This window comes from Arthrobacter sp. C152, from assembly GCF_054890965.1.
The window spans coordinates 1-24,624 of the sequence record NZ_JBTZSU010000049.1; the positions used below are offsets into that span (position 1 = coordinate 1).

Annotated in this window: 20 protein-coding genes and 1 pseudogene; 7 read left to right on the forward strand and 14 right to left on the reverse strand. The window is 67.2% G+C overall.

Annotated elements, in window-relative coordinates; translation table 11 throughout:
• Positions 1–177: 177 nt before the first annotated feature.
• The 4 genes from ACYSM9_RS20225 to speB all read right to left on the reverse strand — a co-directional run bounded on the left by ACYSM9_RS20225 (position 178) and on the right by speB (position 5,740).
• The gene (locus tag ACYSM9_RS20225; protein ID WP_461858739.1) at positions 178–2,337 is read right to left on the reverse strand and encodes an MDR family MFS transporter; all 2,160 of its coding nucleotides are present in this window, start codon (positions 2,335–2,337) and stop codon (positions 178–180) included.
• Complete coding sequence (locus tag ACYSM9_RS20230) at positions 2,330–2,824, reverse strand: MarR family winged helix-turn-helix transcriptional regulator (protein WP_461858740.1); 495 nt, start codon at positions 2,822–2,824, stop codon at positions 2,330–2,332. Before ACYSM9_RS20230 ends, ACYSM9_RS20225 begins: the two co-directional genes overlap by 8 nt.
• A gap of 158 nt (positions 2,825–2,982) precedes the next feature.
• Positions 2,983–4,671 carry a thiamine pyrophosphate-binding protein gene (locus ACYSM9_RS20235; RefSeq protein WP_461858741.1) on the reverse strand — a complete coding sequence of 563 codons (1,689 nt, stop codon included), beginning with the start codon at positions 4,669–4,671 and terminating at the stop codon, positions 2,983–2,985.
• A gap of 4 nt (positions 4,672–4,675) precedes the next feature.
• A complete protein-coding gene (gene speB / locus ACYSM9_RS20240; protein ID WP_461858742.1) occupies positions 4,676–5,740 on the reverse strand; it encodes an agmatinase in 1,065 nt (354 codons plus the stop codon).
• A 306-nt stretch (positions 5,741–6,046) separates the two neighbouring features.
• Between speB and ACYSM9_RS20245 the strand changes: the two genes are divergently transcribed.
• A complete protein-coding gene (locus ACYSM9_RS20245; protein ID WP_461858743.1) occupies positions 6,047–6,877 on the forward strand; it encodes a DUF559 domain-containing protein in 831 nt (276 codons plus the stop codon).
• A gap of 123 nt (positions 6,878–7,000) precedes the next feature.
• On the opposite strand, the gene ACYSM9_RS20250 is transcribed toward ACYSM9_RS20245, so the two are convergent.
• On the reverse strand, positions 7,001–7,576 hold the full coding sequence (locus tag ACYSM9_RS20250; RefSeq protein WP_461858744.1) for a helix-turn-helix domain-containing protein: 576 nt from the start codon (positions 7,574–7,576) through the stop codon (positions 7,001–7,003).
• Positions 7,577–7,827: 251 nt separating this feature from the next.
• On the opposite strand from ACYSM9_RS20250, the gene ACYSM9_RS20255 reads away from it, so the two are divergent.
• Positions 7,828–9,345, forward strand: a complete 1,518-nt coding sequence (locus tag ACYSM9_RS20255; RefSeq protein ID WP_461858745.1) for a sodium:solute symporter family protein — start codon at positions 7,828–7,830, stop codon at positions 9,343–9,345.
• 95 nt (positions 9,346–9,440) lie between these two features.
• Here ACYSM9_RS20255 and ACYSM9_RS20260 read toward each other — a convergent pair whose 3' ends face one another.
• Complete coding sequence (locus tag ACYSM9_RS20260; protein ID WP_461858746.1) at positions 9,441–9,668, reverse strand: hypothetical protein; 228 nt, start codon at positions 9,666–9,668, stop codon at positions 9,441–9,443.
• 310 nt (positions 9,669–9,978) lie between these two features.
• On the opposite strand from ACYSM9_RS20260, the gene ACYSM9_RS20265 reads away from it, so the two are divergent.
• Complete coding sequence (locus ACYSM9_RS20265; protein ID WP_461858747.1) at positions 9,979–11,121, forward strand: VIT1/CCC1 transporter family protein; 1,143 nt, start codon at positions 9,979–9,981, stop codon at positions 11,119–11,121.
• Between the two features lie 23 nt (positions 11,122–11,144).
• On the opposite strand, the gene ACYSM9_RS20270 is transcribed toward ACYSM9_RS20265, so the two are convergent.
• Both ACYSM9_RS20270 and ACYSM9_RS20275 read right to left on the reverse strand, forming a co-directional pair.
• Entirely contained in the window at positions 11,145–12,281 is a 1,137-nt protein-coding gene (locus tag ACYSM9_RS20270) for an LOG family protein (RefSeq protein ID WP_461858748.1), read from the reverse strand.
• Positions 12,282–12,401: 120 nt separating this feature from the next.
• Complete coding sequence (locus tag ACYSM9_RS20275; protein ID WP_461858749.1) at positions 12,402–13,820, reverse strand: sugar porter family MFS transporter; 1,419 nt, start codon at positions 13,818–13,820, stop codon at positions 12,402–12,404.
• A 288-nt stretch (positions 13,821–14,108) separates the two neighbouring features.
• On the opposite strand from ACYSM9_RS20275, the gene ACYSM9_RS20280 reads away from it, so the two are divergent.
• Genes ACYSM9_RS20280 through ACYSM9_RS20290 form a run of 3 tightly spaced genes read left to right on the forward strand, consistent with a single transcriptional unit; the run spans position 14,109 to position 16,823 of the window.
• The gene (locus tag ACYSM9_RS20280; RefSeq protein WP_461858750.1) at positions 14,109–14,849 is read left to right on the forward strand and encodes a GntR family transcriptional regulator; all 741 of its coding nucleotides are present in this window, start codon (positions 14,109–14,111) and stop codon (positions 14,847–14,849) included.
• Positions 14,850–14,866: 17 nt separating this feature from the next.
• Positions 14,867–15,760, forward strand: a complete 894-nt coding sequence (gene iolB / locus ACYSM9_RS20285) for a 5-deoxy-glucuronate isomerase (RefSeq protein WP_461858751.1) — start codon at positions 14,867–14,869, stop codon at positions 15,758–15,760.
• Between the two features lie 46 nt (positions 15,761–15,806).
• Entirely contained in the window at positions 15,807–16,823 is a 1,017-nt protein-coding gene (locus ACYSM9_RS20290) for a LacI family DNA-binding transcriptional regulator (RefSeq protein ID WP_461858752.1), read from the forward strand.
• Here ACYSM9_RS20290 and ACYSM9_RS20295 read toward each other — a convergent pair.
• Positions 16,820–18,021 (reverse strand): annotated as a pseudogene (locus tag ACYSM9_RS20295) (MFS transporter). The gene ACYSM9_RS20290 and the pseudogene ACYSM9_RS20295 overlap by 4 nt on opposite strands.
• A gap of 157 nt (positions 18,022–18,178) precedes the next feature.
• Here ACYSM9_RS20295 and ACYSM9_RS20300 point away from each other — a divergent pair.
• Positions 18,179–18,628, forward strand: a complete 450-nt coding sequence (locus tag ACYSM9_RS20300) for a MarR family winged helix-turn-helix transcriptional regulator (protein ID WP_461858753.1) — start codon at positions 18,179–18,181, stop codon at positions 18,626–18,628.
• A gap of 58 nt (positions 18,629–18,686) precedes the next feature.
• On the opposite strand, the gene ACYSM9_RS20305 is transcribed toward ACYSM9_RS20300, so the two are convergent.
• The 5 genes from ACYSM9_RS20305 to ACYSM9_RS20325 are packed head-to-tail and all read right to left on the reverse strand — an operon-like array spanning position 18,687 to position 24,530.
• Entirely contained in the window at positions 18,687–20,117 is a 1,431-nt protein-coding gene (locus tag ACYSM9_RS20305) for a sugar porter family MFS transporter (RefSeq protein WP_461858754.1), read from the reverse strand.
• Positions 20,114–20,989 carry a sugar phosphate isomerase/epimerase family protein gene (locus tag ACYSM9_RS20310; protein WP_461858755.1) on the reverse strand — a complete coding sequence of 292 codons (876 nt, stop codon included), beginning with the start codon at positions 20,987–20,989 and terminating at the stop codon, positions 20,114–20,116. The genes ACYSM9_RS20305 and ACYSM9_RS20310 overlap by 4 nt, the downstream gene beginning before the upstream one ends.
• 35 nt (positions 20,990–21,024) lie before the next feature.
• Entirely contained in the window at positions 21,025–22,038 is a 1,014-nt protein-coding gene (locus ACYSM9_RS20315; RefSeq protein ID WP_461858756.1) for a Gfo/Idh/MocA family protein, read from the reverse strand.
• A gap of 32 nt (positions 22,039–22,070) precedes the next feature.
• Positions 22,071–22,982, reverse strand: a complete 912-nt coding sequence (locus ACYSM9_RS20320; protein WP_461858757.1) for a sugar phosphate isomerase/epimerase family protein — start codon at positions 22,980–22,982, stop codon at positions 22,071–22,073.
• A gap of 33 nt (positions 22,983–23,015) precedes the next feature.
• Positions 23,016–24,530 carry a CoA-acylating methylmalonate-semialdehyde dehydrogenase gene (locus ACYSM9_RS20325; RefSeq protein WP_461858758.1) on the reverse strand — a complete coding sequence of 505 codons (1,515 nt, stop codon included), beginning with the start codon at positions 24,528–24,530 and terminating at the stop codon, positions 23,016–23,018.
• Positions 24,531–24,624 lie beyond the last annotated feature (94 nt).

Below are 24,624 nucleotides of genomic sequence, written 5' to 3' on the forward strand. Positions count from 1 at the left end.
TCGCCCGCTGCCCCTACTGCCAGCACGCGCCACCAACCTAACAAAGTACTACTAGTGATGCCCACCGACATTGGCCTCCCAAAGTTCCGTCCCGGAAGCTGGCGGGGCACTCCTTTGGACGCGCAAACGCCGCAGCACCCGCCCGGGAGACCGGACGGGTGCTGCGGCGTGGTGTTCCTACTGGTCCTGCTGTGCCTCGCCGGCAGCCGGGCGGTCCGGCGCGGCCGCGCTGTGCCTTCCGTGGCCAGCAAGGTACAGGGCTGCGGCCGCCTGGATCTTGCGTTCCTTCAGGAGCCGGCGCTGCAGCCGGCTGAGTTCCGCCGCCGTGGCTGCCTGCTGGGCGGCAACCTCCCGCTGGGTGCGGAGCTGCTCCTGGATGTCCAGCACCAGGCCGCCCAGCTCCGCCTGCTGCCGGGCAAGCAGCTGCTGGGTGTGCTGCAGGGTTTGCAGGGTGGACGCTGCACCGGCCACCGCCTCCGCAACCCTGTCGACGCTGGCCGGCGCCGGCAGGTCCAGGTCCCCGGACTGGAAGCTGCGTGCGAAAGCCTCCTCGAGGTCGTCCGTGGCAACCGTGCCTGAAGCGGCGGCAGCCGCTGCCGCGCCGCCGTCGTACCTCTTGGCCGGTGACGCCGCCGGGGCCGCAACCCGGGCCGAGGTGACCAGGGGCAGCTGACCGGTCATTGCGGTCATGCCTGCTTCGCCCGCGGCATTGGCCTGCAGGCTGGCCTCAGGGGTGATGTCCACGGTTTTGCGCAGCGGCACCTCCTTGATGAAGATCACGGCGAGAAGCGCAACGACGCTGACGGCGGCGGAGATCATGAAGATGCCGGCTGTGGCGTCACCGTAGGCGGCGCGCATGACGTCGGCAATCGGCGCGGGCAGGTCCTTCAGGTCGAGGGTGGCACCGCTGTTGCCGCCGGCCTGGATGCCGAGCTTCGCGAGTCCGTCGGTGGCCAGGTCCTTGACGTGGTTGGCCATCACGGCGCCCAGCACGGATACGCCGATGGCGCCGCCGACAGAGCGGAAGAACGCCACGGATGCGCTGGCCGAACCGATGTCCGTGGCGCGGACCGTGTTCTGGACGGCGAGGACCAGGTTCTGCATCAGCATGCCCAGCCCGATGCCGAAGATACCGGTGTAGAGGCCGGTCAGCCACAGTTCCGTGGTGTGGTCCATGGTGCCCGCGAGCGCAAGGCCGCCGATCAGCAGGATGGTGCCGCCGATCAGGAACCGCTTCCACTTGCCGTAGCGGCTGATGAGCTGGCCGGAAACCACGGAACCGATGAGGTTGCCGGCGATCATGGGCAGGGTCAGCAGGCCGGCCTCGGTGGGCGTGGCGCCGCGGGCCACCTGGTAGTACTGGCCCAGAAAGGTCGAGGAGCCGAACATCGCCACACCCACGGCCACGGAGGCGACGATGGCCAGGGCGGTGGTCCGCTCGGAGATGATCTTCAGCGGGATGATCGGCTGGGACACCTTGGATTCCACCAGCACCAGGAGTGCGAGCAGGAGGACGCCGCCGCCCACCATCACCGCGGACTGCCAGGACCACCAGTCGTAGTAGTCGGCCTTGCCGGCGAAGGAGACCCAGATCAGGAGCAGGCTGACGCCGGAGGTCAGCAGGATGGCGCCGAACCAGTCGATCTTGGCGGCCCGCCGGACGTGCGGAATCTTCAGCGTCACCTGGAGCAGGATGAGGGCGACGACGGCGAGCGGCACGCAGACGAAGAAGGTCCAGCGCCAGCCGAGGGAGCTGTCCACGATGAACCCGCCCAGCAGGGGTCCGCCGGCGGTGCCGACCGCCATGACGGCGCCCATGTAGCCGGAGTACTTGCCGCGTTCGCGCGGCGGGATGATGGAGCCGATGATGGCCTGGGCCAGGGCGGTGAGGCCGCCCATGGCGATGCCTTGGATCACGCGGGCCGTCAGCAGGAACGGGATGTTTTCGGAGAAGCCGGCCATGACCGAGCCGGCAACGAAGATCACGATGCTGAGCTGGACCAGGAACTTTTTGTCGAAGAGGTCGGCCAGCTTGCCCCAGATGGGGGTGGTGGCCGCGTTGGCCAGCAGGGCGGCCGTGATGACCCATGCGAAGTCCGTCTGCGTGCCCTTGAGCTCGGACATGATGGTGGGCAGCGCGTTGGCCACGATGGTGCTGCTGAGGATCGCGGTGAAGAAGGCGGCGAGCAGGCCGGTCAAGGCCTCCATGATCTGCCGGTGGTTCATGGGCGCGCCGGGTTCATGGCGCTTGGATTGCCGCGACTCCTGTTGAGCGGGGCGTTGGCGCTCACGCTCCTGCTCCTGCTCCTGGTCCGCGGCGGCGGTGACGTTAGCCATTGATGGACTCCTGCGTTTTGTGTTCGGTGGTGGTTCCGGCCGCCCTTGCCCGGATGGAATTCTTCAGGGATGCGGTGAGCTTGTTCAGCATCGCGGCTGTTGCGACGGCGTCATCCTCGTTCCAGTCGGAGAGGTAGGCCTGCAGCGTCTCGGCCCGGTGCCGTACCAGCTCTGCCAGCTTCTCCTTCCCCCGTGGGGAGAGAGCCAGCAGTTGGGCCCGGCCATCGTCCGGGTCCGGGGTGCGCACCACCAGGCCGGCATCGGCCAGTTCGGCCACGTGCCGGCTGAGGACGGGCGGGCTCACTCCCAGCCGTTCGGCCAGATGCGCGGCCCGGGTCTCCCCTTCGCCGATGAACTTGAGCACGCCCTGCAGGGCGATGCCGGTGTCCTGGCCTTTGACGTTGATCATGGTGACGCAGCGCAGTGCGCGCTGGAGGTCATAGATGTGGCTGACGAGGTCGGCTGCGGTGGCCGGTGCGACAGACATGGCCCTCCCTAAAGAATTAGTTGCTGCAAGCAACTGTATCAGAAAAAGGTTGCTTAGGGAAACGAAGTTCATGGGTGGGGGCCTTAAACGGCCACGCTCCCCCACTTCCGGCCGGGCGCGGCGGGACGTGAGGGAGCGTTGGAGCGGGCGGGGTTGAGTCAGTCGCCCAGATGGGTGGGGCTGAACATCTTCAGCAGGGTTTCAACGACGACGACGTTCGGTCCGTCCGCGGCGAATCCCGCCTTCAGCGCGTCCCCCACATCCTCCGGAGCCGCCCGGACGGCAGGGACGCCAAAGGATTCCGCCAGCTTCACGAAGTCGGGGCGGGCGAGTTCGGTGGCGGTGGCCTTGCCGAAGGCACCCACCATATATTCGCGCAGGATGCCGTAGCCGCCGTCGTCCACTATCAGCCAGGTGACCGGCACGTTGTGCTGCCTGGCGGTGGCCAGCTCCGAGATGGAATACATGGACGAGCCGTCGCCGGAGACCGCAAGCACCCGGGCAGGTTTGCCCAGCGTTTGCAGGCCAACGGCAGCCCCAATCGCCGCCGGGAAGCCGAACCCCAGGCCGCCGGCACCCTGGGCGGAGTGGAACTGCCCCTGCCGGGCGTCCCAGCAGGACCAGCCCCAGTACGCGGCGATGGTCATGTCCCAGAAGGTCTGCATGTCCGCCGGGACTGCCTCGCGGATGTCGGCCATGAACGTCAGTTCCTTGGCCAGGTCCTGCGATTCCAGCCGGGCACGGACCTTGGCGAGGGATTCCTTCACCAGGGATTCCGGGGTGGTGCCGTGCCAGTCCGGCGCCGCGGTGTTGCCGGACCCGAGGCCTTCATCCAGGGCCGCGAGCGCCTGTCCGGCGTCGGCGCGGATGCCCAGGCCGGGCCGGTTGGACTCCAGGACGCGCGGCTCGGCGTCGATCTGGATGATCCTGCCCCGCGGCTCGAAGGTGAAGTAGTTGGAGGTGACTTCGCCCAGGGACGACCCGATCACCACCAGGACGTCCGCATCCTCCAGGACGTCGGTCATGTAGCGGTCCTCGATCCACGACTGCAGCGACAGCTCATGGTTCCACGGGAAGGCTCCATTGCCACCGGGGGTGCAGATCACCGGCGCCCGCAGTTTTTCCGCGAGGGAGAGCAGGGACTTTTCCGCCCTGCCGCGACGGGTTCCGCCCCCGGCGATGATGGCCGGGCGCTGCGCTGCTTCCAGCCATTTCACCGCTTCCCGTACCAGCTCGATGCGCGGCGGGTTGTCCGCAGCCACCGCCAGGGCGTCCTCGACCGGTGGAACCATGATCGGGTCGAGCAGTACGTTTTGCGGGATCTCCAGCCACACGGGGCCCTGCGGGGATGAGATGGCCTCGGTCCAGGCGTCCTGGATGGCCGAGGGGATGCCCGAGGCGTGCTGGATCAGCCGCTGGCTCTTGGTGACGTTGGCGGCGGAGGCCTTCTGGTCATCGAGCTGGTGGAGCATGCCCTTGCGCCGGGCTCCCAGGCCTTCCAGCGGAATCTGGCTTGCCACCACCACCATGGGCACACCCGTGGCATACGCTTCCTGCAGCCCGGCCAGGGAGGTCAGGGCGCCAGGACCGGTGGACAGGAACAACACGCCCACTTCTCCTGTGGCACGGGAATACCCGTCCGCAGCAAACGCACTGTTGTTCTCTACCCGGGAGGAAACAAACTGCAGGTTGCCCCGGCCCATGGCGTCGAAGAGTCCCAGGGCGTGCTGCCCCGGAATGCCGAAGACAGTTTTCGCGCCCAGCGCTTCCAGGGTCTCGACGACGAGGTCCCCACCATTGCGGGCGCCGCCGCCCCGCGCCGGGACGGGTGCGCCGTACTCGGTCACGGCATTACTCCTTGCCGGCGGCGGCGAAACCGGCCGGGCGGCGGGCCGCCTGGCCCAGGGCCTGCGCCTGGTATCCGGTGCCGGCTCCGAAGCGGCTGCCGGGCGTGGCGTTGTCCGCCATGAGGGTCACCAGTTCATAGGCGACGTGGCTGGCGGCGACGCCGGTGATCTCGGCGTGGTCATAGGCGGGGGAAACCTCGACGACGTCGGCGCCCACCAGGTTCATGCCGCGGAACCCGCGGATGATTTCGAGGAGTTCGCGGCTGGTGATGCCGCCGGCCTCCGGCGTGCCGGTGCCGGGGGCGTGGGCGGGGTCCAGGACATCGATGTCGACGGAAATGTATAGCGGGCGGTTGCCGATCCGGTCCCGGACCTTGGCCACGGTCTCCGGCACTCCCTGGTAGTAGACATCCGCAGAGGTGACGATGCCGAAGCCAAAGCGGTGGTCGTCGTCGAGATCCTTCTTGCCGTAGAGCGGGCCGCGGGTGCCGATGTGGCTGATGGCCTCAGTGTCGAGGATGCCCTCCTCCACCGCGCGGCGGAACGGGGTGCCGTGGGTGTATTCGGCACCGAAGTAGGTGTCCCAGGTGTCAAGGTGGGCGTCGAAGTGGAGCATGGCGATGGGACCGCCGGCCCGCTCCGCGGCGGCGCGCAGCAGCGGCAGGGCGATGGTATGGTCCCCGCCCAGTGTCAGCAGCTTGCTGCCGGCGGCCGTGAGGTCCAGCGCATTCTGCTGGATGGTCTCGATGGCTTCGTTGATGTTGAACGGGTTGACCGCCATGTCCCCGGCGTCGGCCACCTGGATGTTTTCGAACGGGCTGACATCCCAGGCCGGGTTGTAGGGGCGGAGCAGCCGGCTTGCCTCCCGGACGTGGTTCGCGCCGAAGCGGGCGCCGGGGCGGTAGGAGACGCCGGAGTCGAAGGGGACGCCGACCACGGTCACGTCCGCCTTGGCCACCTGGTCAAGGCGCGGAAGGCGGGCATAGGTGGCCGCTCCGGCATAGCGGGGAATCCGGGATGAGTCGATGGGGCCAAGGTTGCCGTTGGCTTCGATGCGCAGCTCTTCCAATGGAGGCGTCTCCTTCGAGGAGTTGGGGGGACGGTTGTGACTGCCATCATACACCCGTGTTTTCCAATGAGAATCACTTGTTTACCTCCACCCTCCCCCATGGCAGCTCTTGTGCACTCCTGCCCGGTTACTCCGGCAGCGCCACCGCCTGGACCATCCTGCGCCGCGAGTTTCCGCCACCTATTTCCACACCACGGGGCAGGCCGCGAAGCCAACCGGGCAGGAGCGCACGCCCGAAGCCATCACTTACCCACATACGCCTGAATTGAGGTTCCACATATTTCACCGAAACCCTCCAATGGCCACATGGACATCCTCGAATACCTGCACAAATGCGGCGGCGTGGCCCGGTCAGCCCAGCTGCTGGAAGCGGGGTTCCCCCGGAGGGACCTCTTGCGGCCCAGGGAAGCGGGCGCCACCCAGCCCCGGCGCGGGGTATTCGTACTGCCGGGCTGCGAAGAGAGCATCCTCGGCGCCGTCCTGAACAACGGCAGGCTGAGCTGCGCCAGCGCTGCCAGCCACTACGGGCTCTGGTTGCGCAATCCTCCCCCACTGCTTCACCTCGCCTGCAACCATGGCCACGGCAGGGGTTTCGTCCGGCACCTTACGGTTCGATTCCCGGGACATCCGTTTCTGCCGGTGGCGGGCGTCGAGGACGTGGCACTCCACGCGCTGGGATGCCTGGCGCCTCCGGACTCGACGGCAGTGGCAACGTCGGCCATCAGGCTGCACGGGGTCCCTCGTGAACTGCTCGCATCACAGCTTCTGGCCGACCGCTCAAGCGTGGCCCGCCGGATGCTTCAGGAAATTGACGTGCGCGCAGAATCGATCGTTGAGGTGGACGCACAGCACCTGTTCCGGACGAACGGGATCGCGTATGAAGCACAAGTGTTCCTGCCGGGGATCGGCAGGGTGGACTTCCTGCTGGGCGGCTTCCTGATTGTGGAAATCGATGGCTTCGCGTTCCATTCAGAACGAAAGGACATGCTGCGGGACCGGGACCGTAACAACGCCTCGACTATCAGTGGGTATGCGGTCCTGCGCTATATGCCGGAGCACATCTGGTTCAATCCCGGCAAGGTGGTGGCGGAAATCCGGGCGGTCCTGGCGGGCGGTCCATGGATTCCGCACCTATAGCGTGCGTTCCGGCCCATTTGCCCATGGCAGAAACCGCAGGAACCAGGGCAGTTCCGCGGCAGCAGGCGGCCGCGGCAGCGAATGACGGGAAGTAACTGGGCTGGAATGCACACCCGGGAGGGGTTAGCGGCTGGCGGCGGGGACCAGGACCCAGAGCACCTCAACGGGCTTGTCCGTGGGGTTGACCCAGGTGTGGGGTTCACGGCCGGGGAACGTCACCGTATCGCCCGTGTTGAGGTCGTATTCCTCGTTGGTGAGGATCAGCTTGATGGACCCCTTGACCACGTGCAGCACATCCACATCGCAGTCCACGGCATAGAGTTCCGACTCCCCGCGGCCATGCGGTTCGATGACCGCCTGGATGATCTGGACCCGGCGCTCGGACCGGGCGGTGAGCAGCCGCTCCACGATGCCCCGGCCGCCGAGTGAGATGCGGGGACCGTCATTCCGCCGGGTGAGATGCGTTTCCGGTGCGGCGAAGAGGTCGCCAATCGAGATGGACAGCACTTGGCAGAGGGTCACCAGGGAGGCGACGGACGGCGACGTGAGATCCCGCTCCACCCGGCTGAGGAACCCCTTGGTCAGCCCGGTGGCGTCGGCAACCTGTTCGATGGTGAGCCGTTGGGACTGCCGGGCGGCCCGGATCCTGGAGCCGATGGCCACGGGGACATTGCTGGGCTCAACTGGCAGTGCCTTCATCTACGAACCTTTCATGGGCCGGCAGCGCGGCTCCGCTCTCGAGCCATCCTAATCGGCGGCCGGATTGTGACGTGCGCATGCCACGATGGCCACCGCCGGCCTTGACTGTTACTGCCGTCACAACCTAGGCTTTGGAAACTCCTGTTGCCTATAAGGCAAATCAGGACAATTCTCCCTCCCGTCACAGCGACGGAGCCAGGACACGCCCCCGGACCGCACCCCCGTGCCCAACAGCTCCAAGGAGCCCACTTATGGATGCAAGTGCCATCAACATCGCCATCGTGGTGGTGTACCTCCTCGCCATGCTGGCCTTCGGGTGGTGGGGCAAATCCCGCACCCGGAACAACAGCGACTTCCTGGTCGCCGGCCGCCGCCTCGGCCCCTTCCTCTACACCGGCACCATGGCCGCCGTCGTCCTGGGCGGCGCTTCCACCGTGGGCGGCGTAGGGCTCGGCTACAAGTTCGGCATCTCCGGCATGTGGCTTGTCGTCGCCATCGGCGCCGGAGTCCTGCTCCTCAGCCTGCTCTTCGCCGGGACCATCCAAAAACTGAAGATCTACACCGTGTCCCAGATGCTGACCCTCCGCTACGGCAGCCGGGCCACGGAGGCCTCCGGCATCGTCATGCTCGCCTACACGCTGATGCTCTGCGCCACCTCGACAGGCGCCTACGCCACCATCTTCGTCGTGCTCTTCGGCCTGGACCGGGCCCTGGCCATCGCCATCGGCGGCGCCATCGTGCTGGTGTACTCCACCATCGGGGGCATGTGGTCCATTACGCTGGCCGACCAGGTGCAGTTCGTCATCAAGACGGTGGGCATCTTCTTCCTGATGCTTCCGTTCACCCTGAATGCCGCCGGCGGCCTCGACGGCATCCGCAGCCGCGTCGACGCCAGCTTCTTCCAGATCGACGGCATCGGCATGCAGACCATCATCACCTACTTCGTGGTCTACACCCTCGGACTGCTGATCGGCCAGGACATCTGGCAGCGCGTGTTCACCGCCAAGACGCCCACGGTGGCCCGGTGGGGCGGCGCCACGGCCGGCATCTACTGCATCCTCTACGGCGTCGCCGGAGCGCTGATCGGCATGGCCGCCAACGTGGCCCTGTCAGGAGTCAAGATCGCGGCGAAGGACGACGTCTACGCCGAGGTGGCCCAGAACATCCTTCCCATCGGCATTGGCGGCCTGGTCCTGGCCGCCGCCGTCGCGGCGATGATGTCCACCGCCTCCGGCGCACTGATCGCCGCGGCCACCGTGGCCCGCGCAGACGTCCTGCCGTTCGTGGCCGGGTGGTTCGGCAAGGACGTCAACACCGGGGACACGGAAAACCCGGAGCACGACGTCAAGGCCAACCGGGTCTGGGTCCTGGTCCTCGGGGTCATCGCCATCGTCATCGCGATCATCACCAAGGACGTCGTCGCGGCCCTGACCATCGCCTACGACATCCTGGTCGGCGGCCTCCTCGTCGCCATCCTCGGCGGCCTGGCCTGGAAGCGCGGCACCGGCATGGGGGCGGCCGCGTCCATGGCGGTCGGCTCCGTGGTGACGCTCGGAACCATGATCATCCTCGAAATCAACGCCAAGGCCCCGCTGGACGGCGTGTACGCCAACGAGCCCATCTACTACGGCCTGGCCGCCTCCGCCGTGGTGTACGTGGCGGCGTCGCTGCTGACCCCGCCCACGGACCCTGCGGTGATGCGGGCCTGGCAGCGGCGGGTTTCGGGACAGGGCACACCGGAGGCCCCGGAGGAAGCGCTCGTCGGCTAGCAGTGTTCCGGAAACGTCCACCGTACGGGCTTTAAAGAACGACGACGGCGCCTCCTTCCGCAATCCAGCGAAAGGAGGCGCCGTCGTCGTAAGTCCTACTCCCCTGCCTCGCGGGGCTCGTCATCGTCCAGCGGGACCTCGCGGTCCTCGGCATCGATGACCACCGGCGGTGCCTGGACCACCGGCTCCTCCCGGTCGAGGAACTCGTCCTCCGTGTCCCAGTCGGCATCGTCTACCGGTGCATCCTCGGCATAGTCGTAGGCGGGGTCCGCTTCTACGGCATCCAGGTGCGGCATGTCCGGGTGCTGTCCGGTGGTGCTCATGATTGAACCTCCGTTTGTTCGCCTGACGTGCTCTTACAGGTAGGGCGCGGGCAGCGCCACACCTTCATCACAGCACCGGCGGCCGGACGGGTCAATAGCGTCGAAAAGCGGCACGGACGCCAAAACTGGGGGCCGGAACGGGGCCGGAACCGGGTGCGCGCACGCCGCCAAATGCCGTCCCGCCAGGTCCGGGAAATGAGGCGGACCGAAACCTCCCAGCGAGGTTTGCCAGCCGAAAAACCGCGGAAATCCGCAGTAGGCTGGCAAAGCAAAGGTGCGAAAACATGCCCTTTCCAGTCCAGGAGTACCAGTGTCGCAGCACGCCCAGCCCGATTCCCCCAGCACACCCCCGGAGGACGCCCACACCCGGCCCCAGCCGTCACCGGCGAACATCAAGCGGTGGCGCCAGTACCTTGCCGATGAGCGGGCCGAGGCCGCGGTCTACCGTGACCTGGCCCAAAACCGCGAGGGTGAAGAGCGCGACATCCTCCTTGCCCTGGCCGAGGCGGAGGGCCGGCACGAGGCGCACTGGCTGGCACTGCTCGGCGAGCACGCGGGCAAACCGGCGAGGGCATCGGCCCGGAGCCGGTTCCTGGGCTTCCTGGCCCGTCACTTCGGCTCGGTCTTCGTGCTGGCGCTCGCCCAGCGCGCCGAGGGCCGCTCCCCTTACGCCAAGGACCCCAACGCCACCGACGCCATGGCCGCCGACGAGCAGATCCACGAGGAAGTGGTCCGGGGCCTGGCTACCCGCGGCCGCAGCCGGCTCGCCGGCACCTTCCGCGCGGCCGTTTTTGGCGCCAATGACGGCTTGGTCTCCAACCTGTCGCTGGTGATGGGCATGGCGGCCTCGGGCGTGGCCAGCAGCGTGGTGCTGCTCAGCGGGATCGCGGGCCTGCTGGCCGGAGCCATGTCCATGGGCGCCGGTGAGTTCATCTCGGTGCGGTCCCAGCGCGAACTGCTGGCCGCCACCCGCCCCACGCAGGTCACCCTGGCGGCCGCGCCCAAGCTGGACCTCGAACACAACGAACTGCTGCTGGTGTACCTGGCCCGCGGCATGTCGCGTGAGGCCGCGGAACACCGCGTTGCCGAGCGCATGGGCCTGCTGTCCTGCGACTGCGACCCGAGCCTGTCCCTGCAGCCGGAGCTGCCCGACGATGAGGACCAGCATGAGGCGGTGGGCACTGCCTGGGGAGCTGCGCTGTCCAGCTTCTGCTTCTTCGCCTCCGGCGCCATCGTTCCCATCCTGCCGTTCCTGTTCGGCCTGACCGGCGTGGGCGCCCTGGCGGCGGCAGGGGCTCTGGTTGGAATCGCGCTGCTGGCGACCGGCGGCACCGTTGGCCTCCTGTCCGGCACCTCCCCGCTGACCCGCGGCCTGCGCCAGCTTGGCATCGGCCTGGGCGCGGCGGCGGTCACCTACCTGCTGGGCCTGGTCTTCGGCACGGTGGTTGGCTAGGGCGGTCGCCAGAAGGTCTGCGGCTAACCGCGCCGCAGCACCTCGACGGCTTCGTCCACCGAGTCCACCAGGAAGATGTAATCGGCCATGGCCCGCCCGGCTGCGAGGCTGCGCAGCATGGGCCAGGCCGGATACTCCTCTTCCCAGTGCCGCCGCCCCACCAGCACCATCGGGGCCACCTTTTCGCGGGCGCCGTAGTAGTTCTCGCAGGCATCCTGGAAGATCTCCTGGACGGTTCCCGCCGCTCCCGGCAGGAAGACGATGCCGCCGTGGCACAGCTCCAGCAGGATCGCTTCACGGATGGCGTTCGCGAAATACTTGGCGATGTGGGTGGCGAAGTAGTTGGGCGGTTCGTGCCCGTAGAACCATGTGGGGATTCCCAGCGACGGCGTTCCACCGGGATGGCGTTCGACGACGGCCGCCGCCGCGCGTGCCCACGCCGACACCGAGGGACGGAACCCCGGGACGGCGGCGAGGGTGCCCAGTGCCGCCTGCACGTCGCCGTCGGACGCCTGGCTCAGGTAGGCACCCAGGTTCGCGGCCTCCATCGCGCCGGGACCACCGCCGGTGGCCACGGCGTGGCCGTCCCGGGCGAGCAGCCTTCCAAGCCGCGCCGCCTGGGCGAACCCGGCGCTGCCCCGCGGTGCAGCATGGCCGCCCATGACGCCCACTACGGAGTCCCGGGTCCAGGCCGCGGACCGCGTCAGCTCATCCAGGGCATCGCCGATGGCGTGGTCGTGCAGCGCGGACGCCAGGGTGGCGTCCACCCGGTGCCGCTGGCCCGGCTGGATGCTCCAGTGGTAAATCCGGGCGTCGGGCAGTTCCTCGTAGGGGGACGTTGCCAGTCCCGCGTACAGTTCGGCCGGACTGTAGAGCGAGGCACGGTAGGGGTCGAAGGGCACGCCTTCAAGCTTCGGGAAGATCAAGGCCCCACGGCCGCGGAGGTTGCCCTCCATGCCCTCGTCGAAGGTGCAGCCGAGGAACATAGCGCCCTCGACGTTCACCTTCTTAAGCGCCGCTGCCCGCCCCCGCAGGTCCAGTGACTGGGCGTGCCAGCCGTGCAGGTTGACGGCGCCCGCAGCCACCAGGCGGTCGAAGCTGGCGAGGTCCTGCACTTCGAGGTTGCGCGGGCGCGGGCCCAGGCTGCCGGCGAAATTCACGGCTGCTTCCCGGTGCAGGTCATGAAGTCAGCCTAGGCCACCCAACGCGAAAGCGGGGCCGGATACGTCCCTCGGGAAAAAGGCGGTATCCGGCCCCGCAGTGCCGCGGAAGGAAAAGAGTCAGGCAGTGATCCGTGCCGGCGCCCCGCCCCCGCGGAAGTGTGCTTCGAGGTCCTCAAGGGAGTGGCCCTTGGTTTCCGGGACGAATTTGATGACGAACGCCAGGGAAATGATGTTCACCAGGACGAACAGCCCGAAGGTTCCGGTGGAGCCGAGGGCGTTGACGACGATCGGGAACAGGAACGAGATGGCGGCATTGACAGTCCAGAGGGCGAAGACCGCGATGCCCATGGCGAAGCCGCGGATGGCCAGCGGGAACATTTCGGAGAGCAGGAGCCAGACGCAGGTGCCGATGAAGCACTGGACGAAGGCGACGAACAGCATCATCGCGGCGAGGATGGTGTAGCTGGCGAGGTCGGACTGCGGCAGGAGGAAGACGATGGCCAGCAAAGCCTGGGAACCCACCACTCCGGAGAAGCCGATCACCAACATGCGGCGGCGGCCCACGAAACCGAGGAGCCAGATGCCCAGGATGGTCATGAGGACGGAGGTGACGCCGACGCCGATGGTGGCAACGAGCGAGGCGCTGACGCCGAGCCCGCTCTTCTCCAGGATGGTGGGGGCGTAGTAGTTCACGGTGTTGATGCCGGTGGCCTGCTGGACGGTCGCCAGGCCGATGCCGATCCAGAGCAGGCGGCGCATCCAGGGGTTGTTCTTCAGGTCCTGCAGCGCGTGGCCCCGCTCCTCTTTGGCGGTCCGGGCCGCGGCAGCGATCTCTTCGAATTCAGCGGCAGCTTCTTCGGGGCTGCGGCTCAGGTTCAGGACGCGGCGGCTGTCCTCGAGGCGGCCGCGGATGGCGTACCAGCGCGGGGACTCGGGGAGCATGAGCATTCCGGCGAGCAGGGCGACGGCGGGAACGGAAGCGATACCCAGCATGGTGCGCCAGACCTCGTTGTCGTGGATCAGGGCATCCAGGAGGGCGTTGATCGCGAAGGCGAGCATCTGGCCGGTGACGATCATGAGTTCGTTGATGGTCACCATCCGGCCGCGCATATTGGCAGGTGCCATTTCCGCCAGGTACAGCGGGCAGGTAACGGCGGCGGCGCCGACGCCCAGGCCCAGCACGATGCGGGCGGTGATCATGAAGGCCACGGTGGGGGCAAGGGCGCAGCCGATGGCTCCGAGCAGGAACAGCAGGGCGCAGACGAGCAGGGAACCGCGGCGGCCCAGCTTGTCCGCCATGCGTCCACCGGTCAGGGCGCCGACGGCGGCACCGGGGAACAGCAGGGCGCTCACCACGGTTGCTTCCTCGACGGCGGTCATGTTGAGGGAGTCGTTCATGTACAGCAGGGCGCCGGAGATCACGCCGGTGTCGTAACCAAAGAGCAGGCCACCCAGGGTGGAGATGACGGTAAGCCGGGCGAGGTAGCCGCGGCGCCGCGCGCCGGTGGTGCCGATGGTTTGTTTCTGCAACAGCATTGTTGCCTCTCAGATTCTCTCGGGGACCGCAGGGACGGTCAGGAATGTGATGCGTGCCACTGACTTTAGAGCGCTCTAATAACTGCCGTCAAGGGAAAGTCTTAATGTCAGCACAATTTAATTCCGCCAGCCGGGATGCGCCCGGTGGACAGCACCCCTTGACCCGCCCCCTGCGCCTGCTACGATCGAGAAGTAAAGTATGTCCTATCAAGCGAACATATAGCAGCAAAGTGCAGTCGCCGCCCGCACGGGACGGCGCCACAGAGACCGAATATGAGGGAACGCACCGTGGCGAACAATCTGGGACTCACTATTGACCGCTCCTCGCCCGTGCCCCTGTACCACCAGGTGGTCCAGGGCATCGAGGCCGCGATCTACAGCGGGGTGCTGGAACCGGGCAGCCGGCTGGACAACGAAATCGACCTCGCGGCCCAGCTGAACCTGTCCCGCCCCACCATGCGCAAGGCCATGGACGAACTGGTCCGGTCCGGGCTCCTGGTGCGCAAGCGCGGCGTGGGAACCCAGGTGGTCTCCAGCCAGGTGCGGCGCCCGCTGGAACTCTCCAGCCTCTACGACGACCTGACCAACAACGGCAAGAAGCCCACCACCGATGTCCTCAGCTTCTCGCACGTCGAGGCGGACGAGGCAATCCTGGCCACGCTGCAACTGCCCGCCGGGTCGAAGGTCTACCACTTCACCCGGCTGCGGAAAGTGGGCGGAAAACCACTGGCGCTCATGGAGAACTGGGTGCGCGATGACATCGCCGACATGGATGAAGCCACCCTTGGCGCCGAAGGCCTCTACTCGATCCTCCGGCGCGGAGGCGTGAACTTCCGCCTGGCCACACAGCGGATCGGCGCCATGACCGCCAACGACTACCAGGCCTCCATGCTGGACGCCGCGCCGGGCTCGGCGCTGGTCACCATGGAACGCACTGCCGTGGACGACACCGGCCGGCGCGTGGAAACAGGACACCACGTGTACCGCGCCGACTCCTACAGCTTTGAAATGACACTCGTACAGCGCTAGCGCAAAGGAACACCTGCATGACCAACTGGGTCTACCCCCTGGGCACCGCCGCCGACGGCGCATGGGACGTCTCGATCGGGGCCGCCGACTCCTCCCTCACCGTGGACGGCTGGGCACACACCGGACTGAAGGTGGCCACGCTTCCGGCCGGGGCCGCCGTCGAACTTCCCGCAGCGGATGAGGAACGCATTGTGGTGCCGCTCAACGGATCCTTCGCGGTCACCGTGGACGGCACGGAGTACCCGCTCGCCGGCCGCCCGTCCGTCTTCTCCGGCCCCAGCGACGTGCTCTACTCGGGCACGGGCCGCGCCGTCAGCATCAGCTCTGCCGGCGGCGGCCGGGTCGCGGTCGCCACAGCCCCCGCGAAGGCGTCCTACCCCACCCGCCTGGTCCCGGCCGCGGAGACGCCGGTGGAGCTGCGCGGCGCCGGGAACTGCTCGCGCCAGGTCCACAACTTCGGCACCCCCGCGGCACTTGAGGCCGACCGGTTCATCGTCTGCGAAGTCCTCACGCCTGCCGGGAACTGGTCCTCCTATCCCCCGCACAAGCACGACGAGGAGAAGGACGGCGAAACGTCCCTCGAGGAGATCTACTACTTCGAAACCCAGGTGTCGGCCGGCTCCGGGGCACCCGCCGATGCGGATGCCATCGGCTACCAGCGCGTCTACGCCTCGGATGAGCGGCCCATCGACGTCTCGGCAGAGGTCCGCAGCGGCGACGTCGTCCTGGTCCCCTACGGCTGGCACGGCCCCGCGATGGCAGCACCGGGCTACGACCTGTACTACCTGAACGTCATGGCCGGCCCCGGCCCCGTGCGTGAGTGGCTGATCAGCGACGACCCGCACCACGGCTGGGTGCGGCAGACCTGGGAGAGCCAGAACATCGATCCGCGGCTGCCGTTCGGCTCCTGACGCAGTTGCGCGGAGAGGCGGCGGCGGACTGGCATAGTGGAGTCCTGTGAAGCAGACTTACCCCCCGCAGCGGTCGGTGACCATGGAGGACGTGGCCCGCGACGCCGGGGTGAGCCGCGCCCTGGTGTCGCTGGTGATGCGCGACTCCCCCAACGTGTCTGCTGCCAAGCGGACGGCAGTGCTGGAAAGTGCTGCCGCCCTGGGCTACTCCCCCAACAGGCTGGCCAGCCGGCTGGCCAGCCATCGGACCAAGACCCTGGGCGTGCTGTTCCTGGACCTGCACAACTCCGTCTTCGCTGATATCTACGACGGACTGGCTGAAGGCCTGGCGGGCAGCGGCAACCAGGTGATGGTCGCCGTCGGCTCCGCGGACCCGCGGACCGAGCTGGAAGCCGTCCGCTCCTTCGTGGACCTGCGCGTGGACGGGGTGCTGCTGGCCGGCTATACCGGCACGCCGGAAGAACTGGCGGCCGCCCTGCGCGGGACCCCCGCCGTCGTCATCACCCGGGAGATGGAGGTCGACGGCGTCTCTTCCGTCCTGACCGACGACTTCCGCTCCGGGGTGCTTGCCGTGGAGCACCTGTACGCCCTGGGCCACCGGCGCATCGCGCACGTGGACATCTCCGACTGGTTGCCGTACACGGAGCGGCGTGAGGGCTACCTGCATGCCATGCAGGAACACGGCCTGGAGCCGCAGCTGGTCCACAGCGACATGACCGAGCGCGGCGGCCGGGCCGTGATGGAACAGTTCCTGGATTCGGGGGCGCAACTGCCCACGGCCGTCTTTGCGCACAACGACCTCACCGCCATCGGCGTCATGGAAGCCCTGGCGTCGCGCGGGCTGTCGGTGCCGGGTGACGTGGCGATCGTTGGCTGCGACAACATTGAAGTGGCCGCTTCCCCCCTGATCGGCCTGACGTCCATTGACCAGCATGCCGGGGAGCTGGGCCGGCTGGCGGCGCAGGCCATGCTCGACCGGATTGCGGGCACCGCCGGGGCGGGGGTGGTCCGGAAGCTCGAACCGGCCCTGAAGGTGCGCCGCTCCTCGGATCCGGCCGCCTAGCGGCTGACCAGTTCCTCCGTCTCCTGCATCAGGCGTTCGCCGCGCTGCCCGTTCCGCCTCGCGCCCGCGGCAGCGAACGCCATGACCGCCACCCCTGCGAGGGTGATGGCTGCCCCTGCCCAGATGGGCGAGGCGTAGCCGAACCCGGCGGTGATGGTGACGCCGCCAAGCCAGGCACCGAGGGCGTTGCCCACGTTGAACGCACCGATGTTGGCGCCCGAGGCGAGGGTAGGCGCGCCGGAGGCGTACTTCATGACCCGCATCTGCAGTCCGGGCACGGTGGCAAAGCCGAAGCCGCCCATCAGGACCAGGGAAATGACGGTCAGGACAGGATTCGCTGCGGTCAGGGCGAACACCACCATGACGACCGCCAGGACAACGAGCACCGCCAGGAGTGTCCGGTCCACGTTGCGGTCTGCAGCCTTGCCGCCCAGGGTATTGCCGGCAAAGAGTCCCACGCCGAAGACGATGAGGAGCCAGGGAACGGCGGAGGCGGCAAAGCCGGAGACCTCGGTCAGGGTGTAGGCGATGTAGGTGAAGGCACCGAACATCCCGCCGAACCCGAGGATGGTCACCACGATGGACAGCCACACCTGTGCGGAACGGAAAGCCCGGAGTTCGGACCGGAGGCTGGGCGTTTTTTCAGTTGTGCCGGCCGACGTGGGAACGAGCGCCAGGATGCCCGCGAGCGCGGCCACGCCGATGACGGTGATGGCCCAGAAGGTGGCACGCCAGCCGGCCGCCTGCCCCAGCAGGGTTCCGAAGGGAACGCCCAGGACGTTGGCCGCGGTCAGGCCCGTGAACATCAGCGCAATGGCACCGGCCTTCTTGCTGGGCGGCACCATTCCCGCGGCCACGACGGCGCCGATGCCAAAGAAGGCGCCATGCGAGAGTGCGGCGACAATCCGGCCCAGCATCATGGGCCAGTACCCCGCCGCCGTGGCGGACAGCAGGTTGCCGGCAATGAACAGGACCAGCAGGGCTGCCAGGACGGCTTGCGGGGGAATCGCGTCACGGCAGCGGTCAGTCCCAGTGCTCCCGCCACCACGGCGAGCGCGTAGCCGGAGATGAACCAGCCGGCCGAGGCCTCGCTGACCCCGAAATCGGCTGCGACGGCGGGGAGGAGACCGGCAATGACGAACTCGGTAAGTCCAATGCCGAACCCGCCCAGGGCGAGTGCTATCAGGCCAACAGGCATGCTGAAGCTCCTTTGTGAGCTGTACTCGAATGGGGGAAACGCCTAAGATAGTTGCAGGCGCGGTATTTATTGTTGCACATGCAAATATGCCGCGCAAGCAACTATCTTTGGGTGTAGCTATCGATGGCGTCCCCATCGCCATCGGGAAGGAGCGAGTGTGGGCATCAAGGACGACGCCGTCGAGGTCCGCGCGCAGGGGTGGCGGACCCTTGCCGCCCTGCACGGGCTGATCGAAAGCGAGCTGGAGCGCTCCCTGCAGGCCGGATCGAAGCTTTCGGTGGTGGAGTACACCGTGTTGGACGCCCTCAGCAGGCAGGACGGATGGCACATGCGCATGCAGCAGCTGGCGCGTGCCACGGCACTCAGCCCCAGTGCCACTACCCGTTTGGTGAACCGGCTGGAGGACCGGGGCCTGCTGGCCAGGATCCTGTGCGACGACGACCGGCGCGGCATCTATACCGAGTTGACCGCGAGCGGGAACAGCCTGCTGGCGGAAGCGCGGCCCGTCCACGATGCGACGCTCGAGCGGGCCCTGGACGAGGCCCAGGGCATCCCGGAACTGGCTCCGCTCGTGGAGGCGCTCCCACGGCTGCACGCGCCGGCTTAAGACGGCGGATGCCCCGCCGGTCTTCCGGCAGGGGCATCCAGGCGGGCGGTTGCTCCGGTTACTTCGCCGTGCCGGCGGCAGCCTCCTGCTGCACTCCCACGGCGTGCTTGAAGTAGTGCTCCAGGTCCTCCAAGCTCCTGTCCTTGGTCTCCGGCACGTACTTGGCCGCGAAGGCGATGGCCCCCACTCCGAGGACGGCGAACACGAAGAACGTGTTGGAAATCCCGATGGCCGCCAGCAGCTGCGGGAAACCGAAGCCGATCAGGAAGTTCACGATCCACAGCAGGAAGGCCGAGGCGCCCATGCCGAGGCCGCGGATCTTCAAGGGGAAGATTTCCGAGAGCATCAGCCACGTCACCGGCGAGATGGCGCCCTGCTGGAATGCCAGGAACGTCACGGTGAGGGCCAGGATGACGAGGCCGCGGGTTGAGCCTTCAGGCAGGATCAGGGAGAAGAGGCCGATCAACAGCAACGCCGTCGTGGTTCCCACCTGCCCGGTGATCAACATCCGGCGGCGCCCCACTTTGCCCAGCAGCCAGATGCCCACGAACGTGGCGAGCACCGAGATGACGCCGTTGGCGATGTTGGCCGTCAGTGCCGCCTCGCGGCCGAAGCCGGACTGGGACAGGATCTGGGTTCCGTAGTACATGATCGAGTTGACGCCGGTGATCTGCTGGATCACTGCCAGGCCCAACCCGACGAAGAAAATCCGGCGGAGCCACGGGATGCCCAGGTCCTTCCACGAGCCCATCTTGGACTTGTAGTCCTCCACGGCCATGGCCTTGACTTCTTCAAACTCCCGCCGGGCCTCCTCCTGCGACCGGATCCGCTGAAGCACGCTGAGCGTCTCCCCGAAGCTGCCGATGGAGGCAAGCCAGCGGGGGCTTTCGGGCATGAAGTTCATCCCGATCCACAGCGCAATGGCCGGAAGCGTGGCAATGACCAGCATCCAGCGCCAGATGCCGTGGGATTCACCGAAGGAGTTGCCGAGGTAGGCGTTGAAGATGAACGCCAGCAGCTGGCCCGTGACGATCATGAGTTCGTTCTGGGTGACGATCCGGCCACGCCGGTGGCTGGGCGATACCTCGGCCAGGTAGACGGGCACGGTGACCGAAGCACCCCCGACGGCGAGCCCCAGGACGAACCGGGCGGCGATCATCACTTCGGTGCTCGGCGCGAACGTGCAGCCGAGGGTGCCCACCAGGAAGATGACGGCCAGGACCATGATCATCCGGCGCCGGCCGTTGCGGTCTGCCAGGCGGCCTCCGAACAATGCGCCAAAGGCTGCACCGAACAGCAGGGACGAGGTGACCAGGCCCTCGGTCAGCGGCGTCAGCCCCAGGTCCTCCTGCATGTAGGGCAGGGCGCCGTTGATCACGCCCGTGTCGTAGCCGAAGAGCAGGCCGCCGAAGGTGGAGATGATGGTGACGGTGCGCAGGGCCCGCTGATGGTTGCGGGGCCGCGGCGCGGTTTGCGCAGGCGAACTCATAGGCTGACCTTCTGGACGTACTGCTTCATGGTCTCCAGCTGGTAGCGGGAGACGTCCTCGGCGTTCTCGTCCTCGGCGAAGACGCTGGACACCATCACGGTATCGTCCCGGTCGAGGAAGCCGATTTCCTTCAGGCCGCCGAAGAACTCGTCCCAGTTGACGTCGCCGTCGCCGATCTTCAGGTGCTGGTGCACGCGGACGGGGTTGCCCGGCGGGTTGGTGATGTAGCGCAGGCCGTGCGATGCGTGGTGGTCCATGGTGTCGGCCACGTGCACAAGGCGCAGCTTGTCCCCCGCCGCCCGCATGATGTCCAGCGGGGAGTTCTTCATGTGGAAGCTGTGCGAGGCCACGTAGACCATGCCCACGTTCTTGGAGTTCACCCCGCGGATCACGCGGATTGCAGCCAGGCCTTCTTCCACGAAGTCGTCCGGGTGTGGGTCGATCAGCAGGTCGATGCCCTCGCGCTCGATGATCGGCAGGAGTTCCTCCATGGAGCGGTAGAAGGCCCGTTCGGACTCCTCTGCCTTTTCCGGCCGGCCGCTGAACTCGGTGTTCATGGTGCTGACGCCGAGGTCCACGGTGATCTGGATGGCACGCTTCCAGTAGCGGACGGCTGCCTCGCGGGCGTCCTCGTCCGGTCCTGACCAGCGCAGCACGGGCAGCACGGAGGCAATCTCGACGTCCGCGTCCCTGCAGGCCTTCTTCAGCTGTCCCACGAGCTCGTCGTCGGCTTTGGGGTGGTTGTAGAAGGGGATGAAGTCCGCGTGCGGAGTCATCTGCATGTACTTGTAGCCGAGGTCCGCCACCACCTTGGGGAATTCCAGGAGGCTGTGCGAGTGGTGGAACGGGGTGGGGTCAAGGGCGATTTTCACGTAGACACTCCATTGTGAATCAGTCAGGGGGGTGGTTACTTGTACAGGTCCGGCTTCGGGGCAAGCTTCACGGCGACCTTTTCGCCGTTCTTCTGTGCCTCGACGCCTGCTTCGCAGCAGGCGGCGGTGGCGTACCCGTCCCAGGCGGAGGGGCCGCCGATCCCGCCCATAAGTGCCGCGTCCACCCAGGACTGGATTTCGACGTCGTACGCCGCGCCGAAACGTTCCTCGAAGCCGGGGGTGACGTTGCCGCCCCAGTGGCCGTTGCTGCGGGTGTAGGGGCCCTTGTCGCCGCCGATGCTGACGATGCCGTCCTCGAAGGAGGCCTGGGTGGCCACCTCGTAGCCGAACTTGGCGTTGACGTAGATTTCGACGTCGGCCAGGACGCCGGACTCGGTCTCGATCAGGACGTGCTGGGGGTCGTGCTGGCCGGAGGGGGCGTTCTTTGTCGCCTTGCCCAGGCGGACCTGCACGCTGGTGATTTCCTCGCCCGTGAAGTAGCGGATGGCGTCGAACTCGTGGACCACGGAGTCGTTGATGAGCATCTCGTTGGTGAAGCCCGCGGGGGTGCTGGGGTTGCGGTGCTGGTGGTGAAGCATCAGCAGCTCGCCCAGTTCGTGGTTGCGGATGATCGAACCCAGCGCCGCGTATTCGGCGTCGAAGCGGCGCATGAAGCCCACCTGGATGCGCTGGTGGCCCAGTGCCACTTCGGCCTCGACGATCTTCCAGGAGGATTCGGCGTCCGGGGTGAGGGGCTTTTCGCACAGGATGGGGATGTCCTTGGCGATGGCCTTGAGCAGGATGTCCTCGTGCAGGAAACCGGGGGTGGCGATCAGGACGGCGTTGACGTCGCCGTTGTTGAGGGCTTCCTCGGCGTCGGCAAGGGCCACGGCGCCGGGGATGCCTTCGATGGCTGCCTGGGCCCGGGCGAGGTCGACGTCGATGACGGCGGCGACTTCGGCTCCGTGGATGCGCTTGTTGAGGCGCTGGATGTGGTCGGCGCCCATGCGGCCGGCGCCGATGACGGCGACGCGGAGGGTTTCAGTCATTGTTCTGTCCTTTGGTCTAGGAGTGGAGGAGGCTAGCTGACGGCGGTGCGGGAGCCGCAGGACAGCAGGTACTTGCGGGTGCGTTTGGCGATCGGCATCGGCACGTCGAAGGCCACCGGGTACATGTCCTGCTCCACGATGCCGAAGATGGGACGGTTCAGGGCTTCCACAGCTTCGATGACCGCGCGCAGGTCCGGCAGGCCGTTCGGCGGTTCGGTCATGACGCCGGCCAGGTTGGCGGCTGCCCAGGTCATGTTTTCCTCGTTGACCGTCTTGAGGATGTCCGGGTTGATCTGCTTCAGGTGCAGGTAGCCGATCCGGTCCGGGTAGTTCTTGATCAGGTCCAGGCTGGAGGCGCCGCAGTACTCTGCGTGTCCGGTATCCAGGCACAGGTTCAGGTACTGCGGGTCCGTGGCGCCGAGCAGCGTTTCGATGTCCTCCTGTGCGCCCACGTGGGAGTCTGCATGGGAATGGAACTGCTGCTTCAGGCCGAAGTCCTCCAGCAGGGTCTTGCCGAGGCGGTTGTGGCCGGCGAACAGGTCGCTCCAGGCCTTCTCGCTGAGGGTGCCGCTCTCCACTGCCTCGCCCGTAACGTCGTCGCGCCACATGGCCGGGATGACCACGATGTGCTCCCCGCCCATGGCTGCCGTCAGTTCAGCGACCTTGCGGGCCGGTTCCCAGGCGGTTTCCCACTGGTCCAGGCCGCGGTGGAAGGCGGTGAACACGGTGCCTGCGGAGATCTGCAGGTCGCGCTGCTTCAGCTCCTCGGCCAGGCGGGTGGGGTCGGTGGGGAGGTAGCCGTACGGGCCCAGTTCGATCCACTTGTAGCCGGATTCGGCCACCTCGTCGAGGAAGCGCTCCCAGGGGGTCTGCTTGGGGTCGTCCGCGAACCAGACGCCCCAGGAGTCCGGCGCGGTGCCGATGATCAGCTTGTTCTCAGTCATGACAGCGTTGTCTCTCTTCTCGGGCGGTGGGGGTCAGTTGGAGGGGAAGTTGTAGGAGGCGCCGGAGGCGTGGTGGGTTTCGGGCCAGCGGGAGGTGATGACCTTGCCGCGGGTGTAGAAGGATACGCCTTCGGGGCCGTAGATGTGCTTGTCGCCGAAGAGGGATGCCTTCCAGCCGCCGAAGGAGTGGTAGGCCACCGGGACCGGGAGGGGCACGTTGATGCCGATCATGCCGACGGTCACCGAGCGCTGGAACTTGCGGGCTGCGGCGCCGGAGGAGGTGAAGATGGCGGTGCCGTTGCCGTAGGGGTTGGCGTTGATGAGCCTGATGCCGTCTTCGAGGGTATCGACGCGGACCACGACGAGGACGGGTCCGAAGATTTCCTCTTTGTAGGCGGTCATTTCGGTCTTGACGTGGTCGATCACGGTGGGGCCGACCCAGAAGCCGTTCTCGTGGCCGGGGACCACGAGGTCGCGGCCGTCCACGACCATGGCGGCGCCGGCGGTTTCGGCTTCGGTGACGATCCGGAGGATGCGTTCCTTGGAGGCCGGCGTGATGACCGGGCCCATTTCGGCATCGGGTTCGGTGCCGTTGTTGACCTTCACGGCTTCGGCGCGTTCCTGGACCTTGGCCACCAGGGCGTCGGCGGCGTCTCCGACGGCGACGGCGACGGAGATGGCCATGCAGCGTTCGCCGGCGGAGCCGAACGCGGCGGCGGCGAGGTGGTCGGCGGCGTTGTCCAGGTCGGCGTCGGGCAGGATGATGGCGTGGTTTTTCGCCCCGCCGAGTGCCTGGACGCGTTTGCCGTGCTTGGTGGCGGTTTCGTGGACGTACTGCGCGATCGGGGTGGAGCCGACAAAGGAGATGCCGTCCACGTCCGGGTGGGTGAGGAGTCCGTCGACGGTTTCCTTGTCGCCGTGCAGGACCTGGAACACGCCGTCCGGCAGGCCGGCCTGCTTCCAGAGCTTGGCCAGCAGCAGGGAAGCGGAGGGGTCGCGCTCGGAGGGCTTGAGGATGAAGGCGTTGCCGGTGGCGATCGCCATCGGCGCCATCCACAGGGGTACCATGACCGGGAAGTTGAACGGCGTGATACCGGCGACCACGCCGAGCGGTTCACGGAAGGAGAACACGTCGATGCCGGTGGAGACCTGGTCCGAGTAATCACCCTTGAGCAGGGTGGGGATTCCGCAGGCGTACTCGACAACTTCAAGGCCGCGGCCGATCTCGCCCTTGGCGTCGGAGAGGACCTTGCCGTGCTCGGCCGTCACCAGCTGGGCGAGCTCGTCGACGTGGGCCGCGACGAGTTCACGGAACTTGAACAGCACCGCGGTGCGCTTGGCCAGGGAGATGTCACCCCAGGTGTCGGCGGCCTTGCGGGCAGCGGCGACGGCGGTGTCCAGGTCGGCGCGGTTGGCCAGGCGCAGTTCGCCGGACACGGCACCGGTGGCCGGGTTGTACACGGGGGTGGTGCGGTCGCCCTCGCCGGCAGTCTCTGCGCCGTCGATGAAATGGTTGATCACGGTTGTCTCAGTGGTGGTGGCAGTCATGGGACTCTTCCTTGAGTGGTTCGAAGGGGATGAAGAGAGGGGTCAGCCGAGCAGTTTGCGCTGGCGTGACTTGTGGTCGACGTAGGTCTGGAAG

Bases quoted from the DNA above. Each gene is read 5' to 3' on its own strand.
- ACYSM9_RS20225 (WP_461858739.1), bottom strand. From the start codon at position 2,337: ATGGCTAACGTCACCGCCGCCGCGGACCAGGAGCAGGAGCAGGAGCGT.
- ACYSM9_RS20230 (WP_461858740.1), bottom strand. From the start codon at position 2,824: ATGTCTGTCGCACCGGCCACCGCAGCCGACCTCGTCAGCCACATCTAT.
- ACYSM9_RS20245 (WP_461858743.1), top strand. From the start codon at position 6,047: ATGGACATCCTCGAATACCTGCACAAATGCGGCGGCGTGGCCCGGTCA.
- ACYSM9_RS20250 (WP_461858744.1), bottom strand. From the start codon at position 7,576: ATGAAGGCACTGCCAGTTGAGCCCAGCAATGTCCCCGTGGCCATCGGC.
- ACYSM9_RS20255 (WP_461858745.1), top strand. From the start codon at position 7,828: ATGGATGCAAGTGCCATCAACATCGCCATCGTGGTGGTGTACCTCCTC.
- ACYSM9_RS20260 (WP_461858746.1), bottom strand. From the start codon at position 9,668: ATGAGCACCACCGGACAGCACCCGGACATGCCGCACCTGGATGCCGTA.
- ACYSM9_RS20275 (WP_461858749.1), bottom strand. From the start codon at position 13,820: ATGCTGTTGCAGAAACAAACCATCGGCACCACCGGCGCGCGGCGCCGC.
- iolB (WP_461858751.1), top strand. From the start codon at position 14,867: ATGACCAACTGGGTCTACCCCCTGGGCACCGCCGCCGACGGCGCATGG.
- ACYSM9_RS20305 (WP_461858754.1), bottom strand. From the start codon at position 20,117: ATGAGTTCGCCTGCGCAAACCGCGCCGCGGCCCCGCAACCATCAGCGG.
- ACYSM9_RS20315 (WP_461858756.1), bottom strand. From the start codon at position 22,038: ATGACTGAAACCCTCCGCGTCGCCGTCATCGGCGCCGGCCGCATGGGC.
- ACYSM9_RS20320 (WP_461858757.1), bottom strand. From the start codon at position 22,982: ATGACTGAGAACAAGCTGATCATCGGCACCGCGCCGGACTCCTGGGGC.
- ACYSM9_RS20325 (WP_461858758.1), bottom strand. From the start codon at position 24,530: ATGACTGCCACCACCACTGAGACAACCGTGATCAACCATTTCATCGAC.